The 12,946-nt window shown below is 67.8% G+C and carries 11 protein-coding genes and 1 tRNA gene; 6 read left to right on the top strand and 6 right to left on the bottom strand.

Annotated features, from left to right (window positions below):
* The 3 genes from tmk to ACE3QW_RS08860 form a co-directional block, all read right to left on the bottom strand.
* A partial coding sequence (gene tmk / locus ACE3QW_RS08870) for a dTMP kinase (RefSeq protein WP_374251248.1) occupies positions 1–469 on the bottom strand: 469 nt, incomplete at its 3' end.
* Positions 466–1,704, bottom strand: a complete 1,239-nt coding sequence (locus ACE3QW_RS08865) for a D-alanyl-D-alanine carboxypeptidase family protein (protein WP_250168255.1) — start codon at positions 1,702–1,704, stop codon at positions 466–468. The genes tmk and ACE3QW_RS08865, both read right to left, overlap by 4 nt.
* A gap of 198 nt (positions 1,705–1,902) precedes the next feature.
* The gene (locus ACE3QW_RS08860; RefSeq protein ID WP_081837709.1) at positions 1,903–2,763 is read right to left on the bottom strand and encodes a septal ring lytic transglycosylase RlpA family protein; all 861 of its coding nucleotides are present in this window, start codon (positions 2,761–2,763) and stop codon (positions 1,903–1,905) included.
* 351 nt (positions 2,764–3,114) lie between these two features.
* Here ACE3QW_RS08860 and ACE3QW_RS08855 point away from each other — a divergent pair.
* Both ACE3QW_RS08855 and ACE3QW_RS08850 read left to right on the top strand, forming a co-directional pair.
* Positions 3,115–3,204: transfer RNA gene (locus tag ACE3QW_RS08855), tRNA-Ser, on the top strand.
* Positions 3,205–3,466: 262 nt separating this feature from the next.
* Positions 3,467–4,120: a hypothetical protein gene (locus ACE3QW_RS08850; RefSeq protein ID WP_156026394.1), complete on the top strand. Its 654-nt coding sequence runs from the start codon at positions 3,467–3,469 to the stop codon at positions 4,118–4,120.
* 59 nt (positions 4,121–4,179) lie between these two features.
* Here ACE3QW_RS08850 and ACE3QW_RS08845 read toward each other — a convergent pair whose 3' ends face one another.
* From ACE3QW_RS08845 to ACE3QW_RS08835, 3 genes are all read right to left on the bottom strand, one after another.
* Positions 4,180–5,259, bottom strand: a complete 1,080-nt coding sequence (locus ACE3QW_RS08845) for a TIGR03032 family protein (RefSeq protein WP_374251247.1) — start codon at positions 5,257–5,259, stop codon at positions 4,180–4,182.
* 137 nt (positions 5,260–5,396) lie between these two features.
* On the bottom strand, positions 5,397–6,200 hold the full coding sequence (locus ACE3QW_RS08840) for an SDR family NAD(P)-dependent oxidoreductase (RefSeq protein ID WP_374251246.1): 804 nt from the start codon (positions 6,198–6,200) through the stop codon (positions 5,397–5,399).
* 81 nt (positions 6,201–6,281) lie between these two features.
* Positions 6,282–7,286, bottom strand: a complete 1,005-nt coding sequence (locus ACE3QW_RS08835) for a GlxA family transcriptional regulator (RefSeq protein ID WP_374251245.1) — start codon at positions 7,284–7,286, stop codon at positions 6,282–6,284.
* 218 nt (positions 7,287–7,504) lie between these two features.
* Between ACE3QW_RS08835 and ACE3QW_RS08830 the strand changes: the two genes are divergently transcribed.
* The 4 genes from ACE3QW_RS08830 to lldP all read left to right on the top strand — a co-directional run bounded on the left by ACE3QW_RS08830 (position 7,505) and on the right by lldP (position 12,806).
* Positions 7,505–7,918 carry a MarR family winged helix-turn-helix transcriptional regulator gene (locus tag ACE3QW_RS08830; RefSeq protein ID WP_374251244.1) on the top strand — a complete coding sequence of 138 codons (414 nt, stop codon included), beginning with the start codon at positions 7,505–7,507 and terminating at the stop codon, positions 7,916–7,918.
* A 136-nt stretch (positions 7,919–8,054) separates the two neighbouring features.
* Positions 8,055–9,236, top strand: a complete 1,182-nt coding sequence (locus ACE3QW_RS08825) for an acetyl-CoA C-acyltransferase (RefSeq protein ID WP_374251243.1) — start codon at positions 8,055–8,057, stop codon at positions 9,234–9,236.
* A gap of 9 nt (positions 9,237–9,245) precedes the next feature.
* On the top strand, positions 9,246–10,643 hold the full coding sequence (locus ACE3QW_RS08820; RefSeq protein WP_374251242.1) for an MATE family efflux transporter: 1,398 nt from the start codon (positions 9,246–9,248) through the stop codon (positions 10,641–10,643).
* A gap of 471 nt (positions 10,644–11,114) precedes the next feature.
* Positions 11,115–12,806: an L-lactate permease gene (gene lldP / locus ACE3QW_RS08815; protein WP_374251241.1), complete on the top strand. Its 1,692-nt coding sequence runs from the start codon at positions 11,115–11,117 to the stop codon at positions 12,804–12,806.
* Positions 12,807–12,946 lie beyond the last annotated feature (140 nt).

The following is a 12,946-nucleotide window of genomic DNA, read 5'->3' as shown; positions in this document are numbered from 1 at the left end:
GGTCCGCCGCCGCGCCCGCCGCGCGCCGGGCGGCGCGGGCAAGACCGATCTCCGGCGGCACGTCGAGCACCAGGGTGAGGTCTGGCCGCACGGCGCCAACCGAAAGCGCCTCAAGGGAATCAAGAAGGCTCGGGTCCACGGCGCCGACCGCGCCCTGATAGACGCGGGTGGAATCGATGAAGCGGTCGCACACCACGATCTTGCCCGCCGCCAGCGCGGGAGCGATCAGGCCGGCCACATGATCGGCCCGCGCGGCGGCGAATAGCAGCGCCTCCGCCGCCGGCCCGAGCGGCTCGGCCGCGCCGGAGAGGATGACATGTCGCAGCGCTTCCGCACCGGGCGTGCCGCCGGGCTCGCGCGTCTCCACCACGTCGAGCCCAAGGCCGCGCAGATGCTGCGCCAGCCGCCGCGCCTGGGTGGACTTGCCGGTGCCCTCCCCGCCTTCGAGGGTGATGAAGCGTCCGCTCATTTGCCGACCTTCGCCAGCACCTTCTTGAAGAGATCGCGCACGCCATCGCCCATCAGCGTCATGCCGCCATCGAGGGCGCGATCCGTCAGCGAGCCCACGGGCACGTCCTCGGCGGTGTAGAGCGGAATTTCCAGCGCCTTCACCTGCCCGCGCGTGACCTGCATGCGGCCCACCTCCGTGCCCTTCGCCACTGGTGCGCGCAGCGGCCCGGTGTAGACCACCTTGGCGGTGACGCGCTCGTTGCCCGAACGCGGCGTGAGGATGGAAACCGCCCCCTTCGCCACGAGCCCGACCGAGCCTTGCGTGCCGCCGAAGACCTGCGCGCGGCCGATCTCCTGATCCGCCGTGAAGATCTGCCGCTGGCGGAAGGACTGGAAGCCCCATTCCAGCAGCTTGCGGGTCTCTTCCAGCCGTTCCTTCTCGCTCTTCGCGCCGAGGGTGGCGACGATGAGGCGCTGGCCGTTTTGCACCGCCGAGCCGAGGGCGTGGTAGCCCACATCCTTCACCCAGCCCACCTGAAGGCCATCGGCGCCGATGCCCGCGTCCAGCAGCACGTTGCGATTGCGCTGCTTGATGCGGCTCCACTCGATGTTGGGGCGGGCGAACACGGGGTAATAGGTGGGATAGGTGCGGATGACATGGGCGGCGAGCAGGCCGAGGTCTCGCGCCGTGGACACCTGGCCGGGATCGGCGAAGCCCGTGGCGTTGTGGAACTCGGAATTCGCCATGCCGATGGACTTCGCCTCGGCATTCATCATCTGGGAAAACTCGCTCTCGGTGTTGGCGACGCCCTCGGCCAGGGCGATGGCCGCGTCATTGCCCGAGACCACCAGCGCGCCGGCGAGCAGCTCGCCCACGGGCGCCGGCTTGTTCACCTCGGCGAACATGGCCGCCCCGCCCGAGGGTCCGCCGCCGCGCTTCCAGGCGTTCACGCTCACCGTGAAGGGCGTGTCGAGGGCGATCTTGCCGGCCTTGAGCTGGGAGAAGACGACATCCGCCGTCATCACCTTCACCAGCGTGCCGGGGGCGAAGCGCTTGTCGGCGTCCTTCTCGTAGAGAATCGTGCCGGTCTCGAAATCGATCAGCACGGCGGAGGGAACCGAGGTCTGGAAGCCCTGCGCCGGCTGGGCGGCGGCGGGACGGGGGGCGGTCAGCACGCCGAGCAGCGCCAGCGCGATGGCCGGAAAAGCGAGAGCGCGAACAAGACGGGAGGCGAAGCGGGAGGACACGGACATCTGGCTCCACCGGATACGGCACGCGGACGGCGCCACTCCCTGCCGCGGCGCGGCTTCGGGGCACGACGTTCCATTCGGCCGGATCATCGCGAAGCGCCGGCTCCGGGTAAAGCCCTTGGGGAATCGAGTTGGGGGGATATCTTCAGCTCGGGTGTGCGCCGGGCCGGATCAACGCCCGGAGACTCAGCGTTCGGAAACTCAGCGCTCTCCCGGCACCCCGGCGAAGCCGAGGCCGGAAACGGGCGCGGCGCCCTGCGACCAGCCCGCGCTGGCCACCACCTGGCCCGAACCGCTGGTCTGGCCGAGATCATAGGGCCGCGACGGCGGCACCGGCGCCTCGTCCGACGGCGGCGCCGAGGCGGCGACACGACGCAGGGGCGGGCCTTCCGGCACGAACGGCTTGGCCGAGGCGACGCGCACCGGCGAGCCCTCGATCAGGTCGGCCGGGGTGCCGTCGGTGCGCAGGGTGGAGGCGAGCTTGATGTCGTCGTCGTCATCCAGCGGCGCGCGGCCGAGATACTGCACGCGGACCTTGGTCATGCCCTTCTGGGCGAAGCCGAGCAGCTCGGCCGTTTTGTAGGACACGTCGATCAGGCGATCGCCCACATAGGGCCCGCGATTGTTGATGCGCACCACGATGGAGCGGTCGTTGGACAGGTTCGTCACCCGCACATAGGATGGCATGGGCAGCGTCTTGTGGGCGGCGGAGATGGAGCCCATGTCGAAGATCTCGCCATTGGCGGTCTTGCGGCCGTGGAAATCCTTGCCGTACCAGGAGGCCGTGCCCTCGGCCATGTAATTGGGGTTCTCGGCCGGCACATAGGTGCGCCCGCCGATGGTGTAGGGCTTGCCCACCTTGTAGTTGCCGCCGCCGCGCGGCACGGGATCACCCTCCGCGACCACGCGCGGGCTGGTGGAGACGCCCCAGATGGGATCGATCTTGCTGCCGAGGGATTCGACCGAGCCGCAGCCGGCGATGGCGATCAGGGAGGAGAGAACCGCCACGGTCCGCACGCCCCGGATGGATGGCGCTGCCCCCGCGCCGGTGACGGCGCGCATGAGGTGACCGATCCTGTTCCGCTGCGTCCTCGCCGATCCCGTCATCATCCGTGCCCGGTTCCCCGCTTTTGCTGCCGCCGGCAGAGACAGAACGCACCGTGCCGCGATCGGCATGGACCCCGGCAGATTCCGTCAACAGGGGGTCCAATGACGGCAAAAATGGGGCGCAGCTGCGGCCATGGTTAACAAACGGCAATATTGCCGCCCATCATGATACCTTGGACAGCCCCATTCGGCACCCCGCAGTCGGTCTCGCGCCCCCTGTCCCCTCCTCCCGCGCCGCCCCCTCTCGACGCGCCCGTGCACCTGCTTTAGATGGGACCATCGAGCGTCCGCCCCGCGAGCGGGCCTGGAAGGGTGGCCGAGTGGTTTAAGGCAGCGGTCTTGAAAACCGCCGTGGGGGCAACTCCACCGTGGGTTCGAATCCCACCCCTTCCGCCAGCCAGACCGACATGCTGACGAACGCCTCGGCTATCGAGGCAACAAGCATGTACGGATACTTTTGGCGTGTGCCAGCTTAAAATAGCTAGTTCGCTTTCGGATCGCTGCCGCTGAAAGGCTAACTTACGCGCTTTCGAAAATCAGGCCACCACTTCCACTGTCCGCCACATTTAGCGACATTTGTTACGGATTTCCTCCTGGACACTCGGTAGTTGCCGCAAGATAAAATGTCGCACGATCTAGCGATAAGACGAGATTGGCGATGGATTTAGCAAAATTTCGCAGAGATTCTTTTAGACACGCACAAAGCCCAACTTTTTGGTTGCGGACAGCATACTCACTGCGCGACGCTGCGGAAGTCGTTCTAGCCGCGGAACGTAGCAAGGAACCGGCATACCTCGCGGCATACAAACGCGCATCAGAAGCAGCTGAGACGCAGATGACGTTAACCGGAAAGACTGCACACGCAGAAATCGAAGCCGACGAACCAAATTACATACACGGTGAATTGCTTTACGCATTTGCTTTTGAAAATGCCCTTAAAGGCATTCATGTCGCTAGCGGATTGGCGCAGACAGACCACAATCGCATAGATAAAAACATTTCAACACACGACATTGCAGCACTTGCGCGGAGCACCAGCTTGTCGTTGTCAACAGACGAATTCGCGCTACTTGAAGGATTATCGCAAATTGCGATTTGGTGCGGGAGATACCCCGTCGCGCTTAAATTTTCTGATTTTGACAAAATGTTGCCAAACTGCCTATCGCCCAACTCGATAATGGATTTCGGAAGCCGCCATCCCCTATTGCGGGCACTCTTTGATCATTGCGCGACCGAACTTCTAACTTTAGCCAAGTACTCGCCCGCAAAATTTGGGGTGGTGGTTGTTCCTGCGCCTCCGGGCTTTGAATAACAACGCGCACTGAGGCACTTAGTAAGCGTTTTTATCTTCTGATAAACGCCCCCTCCCCCTCACCCCAGCACCCCATCCGGCGCTTCAATCGTCAGCAGGCTCGAAAGATCCGCCCCGCTCTCCGGGGCGGCCATGGGGCAGGTGGTGCCGGGGAGGACCGCCACGTCGAACAGCTCGCGGATGGCGCCTTCCAGGCGGATCCATTCCACCACGTCGCCGGTGGCGAGCTTGATGATCTGGACGCCGCACCAGGGCGCGCCGCCGCGCCGGGCGATCTCCTCCTCCAGCGGCAGGCCGGAGAAGGAGAGGTTGCGCGGCAAAGAGAGGGTGACGACCGCGTGGCCGGCGTGGATGGAGAGGCCCCGCAAAAAGCCCGGGCAGAAGGCCACATCCTGCTTCGCGCCGGTAACGGGATCGACCCGCACCAGATAGCCGCGCGCGGAATCGAGCATAAAGATCCAGCCGTCATGGACACGCGGCGAATGGGGCATGGAGAAGCCGCCGGCGATCACCTGATGGTCGTCCACCCGGATGAGCAGCCCGCCGCCCACCCGGTGCTCGCGCCAGCCGTCCACCACATCGGTGGCGGAGACCGCGGTGACATAACGCACGCGCCCGTTCTCCAGCGCCAGGCCGTTGAGGTGGCAGCGATCCTCGGCGGCGAGGCGGGAGATGAATTTCGGCTTCCACACCGGCTTGAAGGAGTGGGTGGCGCTCACCGTCGCGAGGCAGCTGAACTTGGTGTTCACGAACACGATGCGGCCGCTCGCCTCCACCGCGATTTCGTGGGCGTCCACGTCGCCGGTGACGAAGGCGGTGCGCGGCACGTAGAGGCGGTCGAAATGCCCGTTCGCCCGCTCGTCCGGGCCGAGCACGTTGGCGAAGCGCCAGATCTGGTTCAGCGAGGCGAGATAGAGCTCGTCGCCGCGCGGGGCGAGGCCCATGGCCCGCACGAAATTGCGCTGGTGGAAGGAGAGGTTGTCGTTGCCGAACTGGCCGACGAGAAAGAGCTGCCCGCTCTGGTAGGACGAGAAGGCGAGGCTCACCCGGTGCTGCGCCAGCCACGCGGCGAAGGTGCGCGAACAGGTGATCTGGGTCTGATCTGCCTCGACAGGAGCTGCCTCTTGCGCCTGACCCATTGTATCCACCCGCTCCGGCCGTGGGATCTGTGCGATCCCGTGGCCGGAGAGTGAAGCCGGTTTTTCCAGCTGAGGCCAGACCGCAGCACCGCAGCGCACAGCTTAGGACTGCACGCGCCCCGTGGCGCCGCGCCGCATCAGGCAGCGCGATAGCGCGGGGCCGGGGCGGAGCCGCCGAGATGCTGGGCCATGGCGCGGCGGGCCGCCTCATAGGCCAGCCATTCGCCGCCGTCCTGAAGGGCCGGGATGGTGACGATCTCGCCGGCATCGAGGCCCGCGAGCGCGGCGTCCACCATCTCCTCGGCGGACATCACGATCTCCTTGGGCAGGTTCGCGTGGCCGCCGACGCCGGGGATGTTCCAGAACTCGGTGGCCGTCGCCCCCGGCAGCACCGCCTGCACGCGCAGGCCGCGCGCGCCCAGTTCGTGCTGGAGCGACTGGGTGAGCGCCAGCACATAGGCCTTGCTCGCCCCATAGACGCCGTTGAGCACCTCCGGCGCCAGCGCCACGATGGAGGAGATGTTGATGATGGTGCCCCCGCCCCGCGCCACGAAGCCGGGCGCCGCGGCGTAGGTCAGGCGGGTCAAAGCGGTGACGTTGATGGCGATCATCTCCTCCATGCGCGCGACATCGCTGTCGAGGAGGGGCGTCGCGGCGCCGAAGCCGGCATTGTTGACCAGCAGGGAGATGCCGGCCTCCTCGCGCAGCAGCGCCTCGATGCGGTTGAGGTCGGCGGCGGCATTGAGGTCGGCGGTCACGGTCTGCACCGTGCGGCCGGTCGCGGTCCCGATGCGCGCCGCCACCGCCTCCAGCCGCACCGCATTGCGGGCGACGAGAATGAGGTCGTAGCCGCGGCGCGCCAGCCGCTCCGCATAGATGGCGCCGATGCCGCCGGAAGCGCCGGTGATCAGCGCAATGCCCTTGTTGTGTTCCGTGTTCATGGCCGATCCCCGGTCGTTGGTGCGAGACAGAGGGAGCCTAGGCGTCGCGCGGCATGTCTTGAATGTCGAAGAAGCGGCAATTCAGGACATAACCGCCCGACAAGCGGGGGCGACGTCGGCGGGTGCGCCATGCGCCGCCCCGTCCTTCTCCCCTTCGATGTAGCGCAGGCTGCGGCGCAGGCTCTGGGGCGGATGGCCGAAGTGGCGGAGGAAGGCGCGACGCATGCGGTCACGGTCGTCGAAGCCGGTGTCGCGCGCCACCACGTCCATGGCGTGGCGCCCCTCCTCCAGCATGGCTTTTGCCGCCTCGAGGCGCAGCCGCTCCACCGCCTTGGCGGGGGACTCGCCCGTCTCGTCGCGGAACACGCGGCTGAACTGGCGCGGGCTGAGGCTCGCCGCCTCCGCCAGCTCCTCCACGGTGAGGGGATTGCGCAGGTTTTCCTTGGCATAGGTCAGCGCGCGGCGGACGCGATCGGAGCGCGGCTCCAGCTCCAGCAGGGTCGAGAACTGCGCCTGTCCGCCGGGCCGGCGATGGTAGACCACCAGCTTGCGGGCGATGGCGCGGGCGAGCGCGGCGTCGTGGTCGTCCTCCACCAATGCGAGGGCGAGATCGATGCCCGCGCTCATGCCCGCCGAGGTCCAGATGTTGCCGTCGCGGATGAAGATGCGGTCGTCATCCACGCGGATGGCGGGGAAGCGCCCCTGCAACGCCCGCGCGTGCGCCCAGTGGGTGGTGGCCGCCCTGCCATCCAGCAGGCCGGCCTCGGCGAGGCGGAAGGCGCCGGTGCAGACGCCGGCCACGCGGCGCGATTGCGCGCCCGCTTCGGCGATGTAGGCGCGCAGCCGCTCGGGCGTTGGGGTGGGCACCAGTTCGCCCAGCACCACGAGCGTGTCGGGAAATGGACCGAGCGGCTGCGTGGTGACAGAGACCCCCAGCGAGGAGGACACACCGCCGCCCCTCTCCGACATGAGCGTGAGGGAATAGGCCGGTCGCTCCAGCACCGTGTTTGCGAACTCGAAGGCCGACACGGCCGCGAGCCCCATGACCTGGAACCCGTCCTCGACAATGAAGCCGATGTGCCGCATGCCCTGCTCCCACGTCCCGTTTCGCCGCTTCAGGCAATCTGGGACATGGAGACCCGAATGCAAGCGGCCCTGCCCGTCCGGTCGGGCCAAACGGGGCAGATGACCGGAATCGCCGCGTTTTCGTCCGTCTCCGCCGGGCTGAGGCCCCGAGCTTCGTCTTCGCCAGGGCAAGGTTCGGATGTGGCGGCGGAGGCTGGACGAGGCACCGTAGCGGGTATATGCACGCATTCATGGACACCCCCTGCCACTGCGCCCGCCTGCGCCGGGCGACACGCCGTATCAGTGCCATCTACGACGAAGGCTTCGCGCCGTTCGGCATCAACGTGGCGCAGTATTCGCTGCTGCGTTCTGTCCGCGACAAGAGCGAGGTCAGCATGACCGAGCTGGGCCGGATGCTGGAGCTGGACCGCTCCACTGTGGGCCGCAACGTGCGGGTGCTGTCCAAGCACGGCCTGGTGGAGATGCGGCGCGGCAAGGACGACCAGCGCGAGGCCTGCATCGCCCTCACCCCGCAGGGCACCGAACTCCTCAAGTCCGCTGCCGAGGCCTGGCGCCGGAGCCAGAAGACGATCGAGGACCGGCTGGGCAAGGACCGGCTCGAACAGCTGCGCGATCTCCTCGCCGCCCTCTGAGGCGAAGGGGTCACACAGCTTTTCCGCGCTTTATACGGGTATCTACCCACGTTTCGTTGATCGCCCGGCCCTGCCGGTCGCCTGAAATTCCCGCGATGCCGGCCGGCCCGCGCATCGTCCATTGGAGGAGGTCGTCATGACCACGGACATCGTCATCGCCCATCCCGTGCGCACCGCCATCGGCGCCTACAACGGCACGCTGAAGGGCACGCCGGCCACCGAGCTGGGCGCCGTCGCCGTGCGCGAGACCCTCCGCCGCTCCGGGCTCGATCCCGCATCCATCGGCACGGTGGTGATGGGCAACGTCATCCAGGCCGGAAACCGCATGAACCCGGCGCGGCAGGCGGCGATGCATGGCGGCCTGCCGGTGGAGGTGCCCGCCATGACCGTCAACCGCGTCTGCGGCTCCGGCGCGCAGGCCGTCGTCACTGCGGCGCTGGAGATCGCCGCGGGCGTGCATGACGTTGCCATCGCCGGCGGCATGGAGAACATGGACCGCGCCCCCTATCTGATGGACGGCGGCCGCTGGGGATATCGCATGGGCCCCGCGCAGATCCTCGACAGCATGCTGACCGACGGGCTCGACGACGCCTTCTCCGGCAAGCATTCCGGTTGGCACACGGAAGATCTGGTCGAAAAGCTCCAGATCACCCGCGCCGAGCAGGACGCCTTCGCCGCGCGCTCGCAGCAGCGCTTTTCAGCCGCGCAGAAGGACGGGCGGTTCGCCAAGGAGATCGTCGCGGTGGAGGTGAAGGGCCGCAAGGGCACAGAATCCTTCGCCACGGACGAGGCGCCCCGCCCCGACACCACATTGGAGACGCTGGCGAAGCTGCGCCCGGCCTTTCGCCCCGAGGGCACCATCACCGCCGGCAACGCGCCGGGGCTCAACAGCGCGGCCTCCGCCATGATCGTCGCCGACCGCGCCTTCGCGGAGGCGAAGGGCATCACGCCGCTGGGCCGGCTTGCGGGCTATGGCGTTGCCGGGGTCGAGCCGGGCCTGTTCGGCCTTGGTCCCGTGCCCGCCGTGCGCAAGGCGCTGGCGCGCGCCGGCTGGTCCATCGGCGACATCGAGCGCATCGAGATCAACGAGGCGTTCGCCGCCGCGCCCATCGCCGTCGCGCGCGAGCTGGGCCTGCCCGAGGATATCGTGAACGTGGAGGGCGGGGCAGTGGCGCACGGCCATCCCATCGGTGCCACCGGGGCCATCCTCATCACCCGCCTGCTCCATGCCATGCGGCGGGACGGGCTGAAGCGCGGCGTCGTCACCCTCTGCATCGGCGGCGGACAGGGCATCGCCCTCGCCCTCGAAGCGCTCTGAGGCCGCCTCATGTACCGCGCCCCGACAGACGAAGCGGCCCCCGCAGCGCAAGACCCCACGCCCCCGGCTGCCGATGCCAGAACCCGGCGGCTGGTGGAAGCGCCCATCGTGCCGCTTCTCATCAAGCTGGCGTGGCCCAACGTGCTCATCATGCTGGCGCAGGCTTCGGCCGGGCTCATCGAGACCTTCTTCGTGGCCAAGCTCGGCACGGCGGCGCTAGCGGCCATGGCGCTGGTCTTTCCCGCGGTCATGCTGATGACCACCCTGTCGGCCGGCGCCCTGGGCGGCAGCATCTCCTCCGCGGTGGCACGGGCGCTCGGCTCCGGGCGGCAGGCGGCGGCGGATGCGCTGGTGCTACACGCGCTGGCCGTGAGCCTCGCCTTCGGGTTCGCCTTCGCGGCGCTGTTCCTGCTGTTCGGCCGGCAGATCTACGGCGCCATGGGCGGTTCCGGGCCGGAGCTGGAGGCGGCGCTGATCTATTCCAACATCGTCTTCCTCGGCACGCCGCTGACCTGGGCCATGAACGGGCTCGCCAGCGTGGTGCGCGGCACCGGCAACATGCTGCTGCCGGCCTTTGTCATCTGCGTCGGCGTCGCGCTGCTCGTCCCGGTCTCGCCGCTGCTGATCTTCGGGTTCGGCCCCATCCCGGGCTTCGGCATCGCCGGCGGCGGGCTGGCGCTGATCGCCTACTATCTCGGCGGAACGCTGGTGCTGGCCGCCTACATCCTGTCTGGGCGCAACCCCGCCCGCTTCCGCTGGGTGCGGCTCGACTGGCGGGTGATCGGTTCGGTCATGCGGGTCGGCGCGCTGTCGTCGCTGCAGTCGATCCAGACCAACGTCATCGTCGGTGGCGCGACGGCCCTCGTCGCCTTGCAGGGCGGCGTCGATGCGGTCGCCGGCTTCGGCACGGGCGTGCGGCTGGAGTATCTGCTCATCCCGCTCATCTTCGGCATCGGCGCGCCGATGGTGGCGCTGGTGGGAACCAATCTCGGCGCCGGCCGCGGCGATCGCGCGCTCCATATCGCGCTGGCCGGCGCGGGCCTTGCCTTCGTGGTGACGGAAACCGTGGGGCTCGCCGCCGCATTCTTCCCGGAGGCGTGGCTGTCCCTGTTCAGCGCCGAACCGGCCATGGTCGCCACCGGCAGCGCCTATCTGCGCATCGTCGGGCCGTTCTACGGCTTCTTCGGCATCGGGCTCGCGCTCTATTTCGCGGCGCAGGGCACGGGGCGGCTGTTCTGGCCGGTGGTGGCCGGCTTCCTGCGCGTCGCCATCGCCCTCGGCGGCGGGCTGATCGCCCTGCGGCTCACCGGCTCCATCGAGGCCCTGTTTGCCGCCCTCTCCGTGGCGCTGATCGTCTACGCCGCAACCGTCCTGACGGCGGTGAAGACGGGGGCGTGGCTGCGGTAGGGGTTGGCCCCTCACCGCACCGTCCGAACCGTCGCCCGCGCAGAGGGAGCCGCGAGACGGGCGCGATCCGCCAGGAGCCAGCTTGAACAGTGAGCCAGCCTGACCAGGGGCGGGCCGATGCCGCCTGCCGTGGCGGCACGGATCATCGCCTCGCGTCGGGTGACGGCGGGCAGCCCTCCCTGCCCCAGACCTTTCCCCACTGCCCCGCGCCCGTCCTATCCAGATGCGTCACGCGCTCCTCTCCCGGAAGGGAAGGTCTCCGCGCGCGATCCAGCCCGTCCCCCCTGAACGGCTCCCCCGTCCGGGCTGACGCCGCGCGCCCGCCGCACCCTAAAACCTCTCGCGTTTGGTCGTTTTGGTTGGACCAAAATATTCGGCTACAATTCCATTTGACTTCCATTTCTGAATTAGGCAGTACCAATTCAAACTATCGGCAATTTTGGTAGTACCAAATAACAAGAGGGGGATAACGTGGGGGCCTGGAACCAGATTTATGACCCGATGGGGAACATGTGGCTGTCGAGCCTCGGCGCCGCGATCCCGATCATCTTCTTTTTCGTCGCCCTGACCCGGCTCAAGCTGAAAGGTTATGTGGCGGGAACCATCACGGTTCTTCTTGCGCTCGCCGTTGCTATCCTGCTCTACGGCATGCCGGTGCAGATGGCCCTGGCCGCTGGCGTATTCGGTTTCTTCTACGGATTGTGGCCGATCGCGTGGATCATCATCGGCGCGGTCTTTCTCTACAAGATTTCCGTTGAGACAGGCCAGTTCGAGATCATCCGCCGGTCCATCCTCTCCGTTACGGAAGACCAGCGCCTGCAACTGCTCCTCGTGGGCTTCGCCTTCGGTGCCTTCCTCGAGGGCGCCGCGGGCTTCGGGGCGCCCGTGGCCATCACCGCCGCCCTGCTCGTGGGCCTCGGCTTCAGGCCGCTCTATGCCGCCGGCCTCTGCCTGATCGCCAATACCGCGCCGGTCGCCTTCGGTGCCATGGGCATCCCGATCATCGTCGCCGGGCAGGTTACGGGGCTCGACCCCTTCCACATCGGCCAGATGGCCGGCCGCCAGCTTCCCTTCCTCTCGGTGCTGGTGCCGTTCTGGCTCATCCTCATCATGGACGGCACACGCGGCGTGCGTGAGACGTGGCCCGCGATCCTCATCGCCGGCGGCTCCTTCGCCACCGTGCAGTTCCTGACCGCCAATTTCGTCGGCCCGGAGCTGCCCGACATCACCGCGGCGCTCGCCACCCTCATCACCCTGCCGCTGTTCCTGCGCTTCTGGCAGCCCCGCCGCATCTTCCGCTTCGAGACGGAAGCGAAAAGCAAGGGCGGGCTGGACCACGGCGCCGCTCCGGCGCCCGCGGCCGCCGCCATCGAGCCGGCCGTAACCTACACCGCCGGCCAGATCGCCCGCGCCTGGTCGCCGTTCCTGATCCTCACGGTGTTCGTGACCATCTGGAGCATCCCGCCCTTCAAGGCCCTGTTCGCTGCGGGCGGCGCCCTGGACGGATTGGTCGCCCATGTCAGCGTGCCGTTCCTGCACAACATGGTGGTCAAGCTGCCGCCCATCGTCACCGCCGCGAAGCCGTTTGCCGCCGACTACAAGTTCGACTGGCTCTCGGCCACCGGCACGGCGATCTTCCTGTCCGCCATCGTGTCGATCGTCTTCCTCGGCATGAAGCCGTCGCGGGCCGTCTCCACCTTCGCCTCGACCATCAAGGGCCTGCTGATCCCGATCTACTCCATCGGCATGGTGCTGGCCTTCGCCTTCATCGCCAACTATTCGGGGCTGTCCTCCACCCTCGGCCTCGCGCTGTCGGCGAGCGGGCCGAGCTTCACCTTCTTCTCGCCCTTCCTCGGCTGGCTGGGCGTGTTTCTCACCGGCTCGGACACCTCGGCCAACGCGCTGTTCGCCTCGCTGCAGGCCACCACCGCGCATCAGATCGGGGTGAGCGACGTGCTCCTCGTGGCGGTCAACACCACGGGCGGCGTCACCGGCAAGATGATCTCGCCCCAGTCCATCGCCATCGCCTGCGCGGCGGCCGGGCTGATCGGCCGGGAGTCGGACCTGTTCCGCTTCACCGTCAAGCACAGCCTCGCGCTGGCGGCCATCGTCGGCATCATGACCACCATTCAGGCCTACCTGACACCGTGGATGATCCCCTAGGCAGCGAGGAGCGGAAGACTTCGACTGCCTGGGCCATCGTCCCGGTGCCCCGCAGCACCGGGACGATGCGCGTTGCGGGCTGGAAGTCCGTGCGACGGTCCGACATAGTGGGCGCGATCGTAGCCGGCTGGTCCGGCCCG

Origin of the sequence: Xanthobacter sp. (assembly GCF_041911315.1) — a bacterium.
Taxonomy (GTDB): domain Bacteria; phylum Pseudomonadota; class Alphaproteobacteria; order Rhizobiales; family Xanthobacteraceae; genus Xanthobacter; species Xanthobacter aminoxidans.
The sequence above is the reverse complement of the archived record's forward strand: the minus strand, read 5'-3'. Positions and strand labels throughout refer to the sequence as shown.

Bases quoted from the DNA above. Each gene is read 5' to 3' on its own strand.
- ACE3QW_RS08820 (WP_374251242.1), top strand. From the start codon at position 9,246: ATGTACCGCGCCCCGACAGACGAAGCGGCCCCCGCAGCGCAAGACCCC.
- ACE3QW_RS08865 (WP_250168255.1), bottom strand. From the start codon at position 1,704: ATGTCCGTGTCCTCCCGCTTCGCCTCCCGTCTTGTTCGCGCTCTCGCT.
- ACE3QW_RS08840 (WP_374251246.1), bottom strand. From the start codon at position 6,200: ATGAACACGGAACACAACAAGGGCATTGCGCTGATCACCGGCGCTTCC.
- ACE3QW_RS08850 (WP_156026394.1), top strand. From the start codon at position 3,467: ATGGATTTAGCAAAATTTCGCAGAGATTCTTTTAGACACGCACAAAGC.
- ACE3QW_RS08830 (WP_374251244.1), top strand. From the start codon at position 7,505: ATGCACGCATTCATGGACACCCCCTGCCACTGCGCCCGCCTGCGCCGG.
- ACE3QW_RS08835 (WP_374251245.1), bottom strand. From the start codon at position 7,286: ATGCGGCACATCGGCTTCATTGTCGAGGACGGGTTCCAGGTCATGGGG.
- ACE3QW_RS08860 (WP_081837709.1), bottom strand. From the start codon at position 2,763: ATGCGCGCCGTCACCGGCGCGGGGGCAGCGCCATCCATCCGGGGCGTG.
- ACE3QW_RS08845 (WP_374251247.1), bottom strand. From the start codon at position 5,259: ATGGGTCAGGCGCAAGAGGCAGCTCCTGTCGAGGCAGATCAGACCCAG.
- ACE3QW_RS08825 (WP_374251243.1), top strand. From the start codon at position 8,055: ATGACCACGGACATCGTCATCGCCCATCCCGTGCGCACCGCCATCGGC.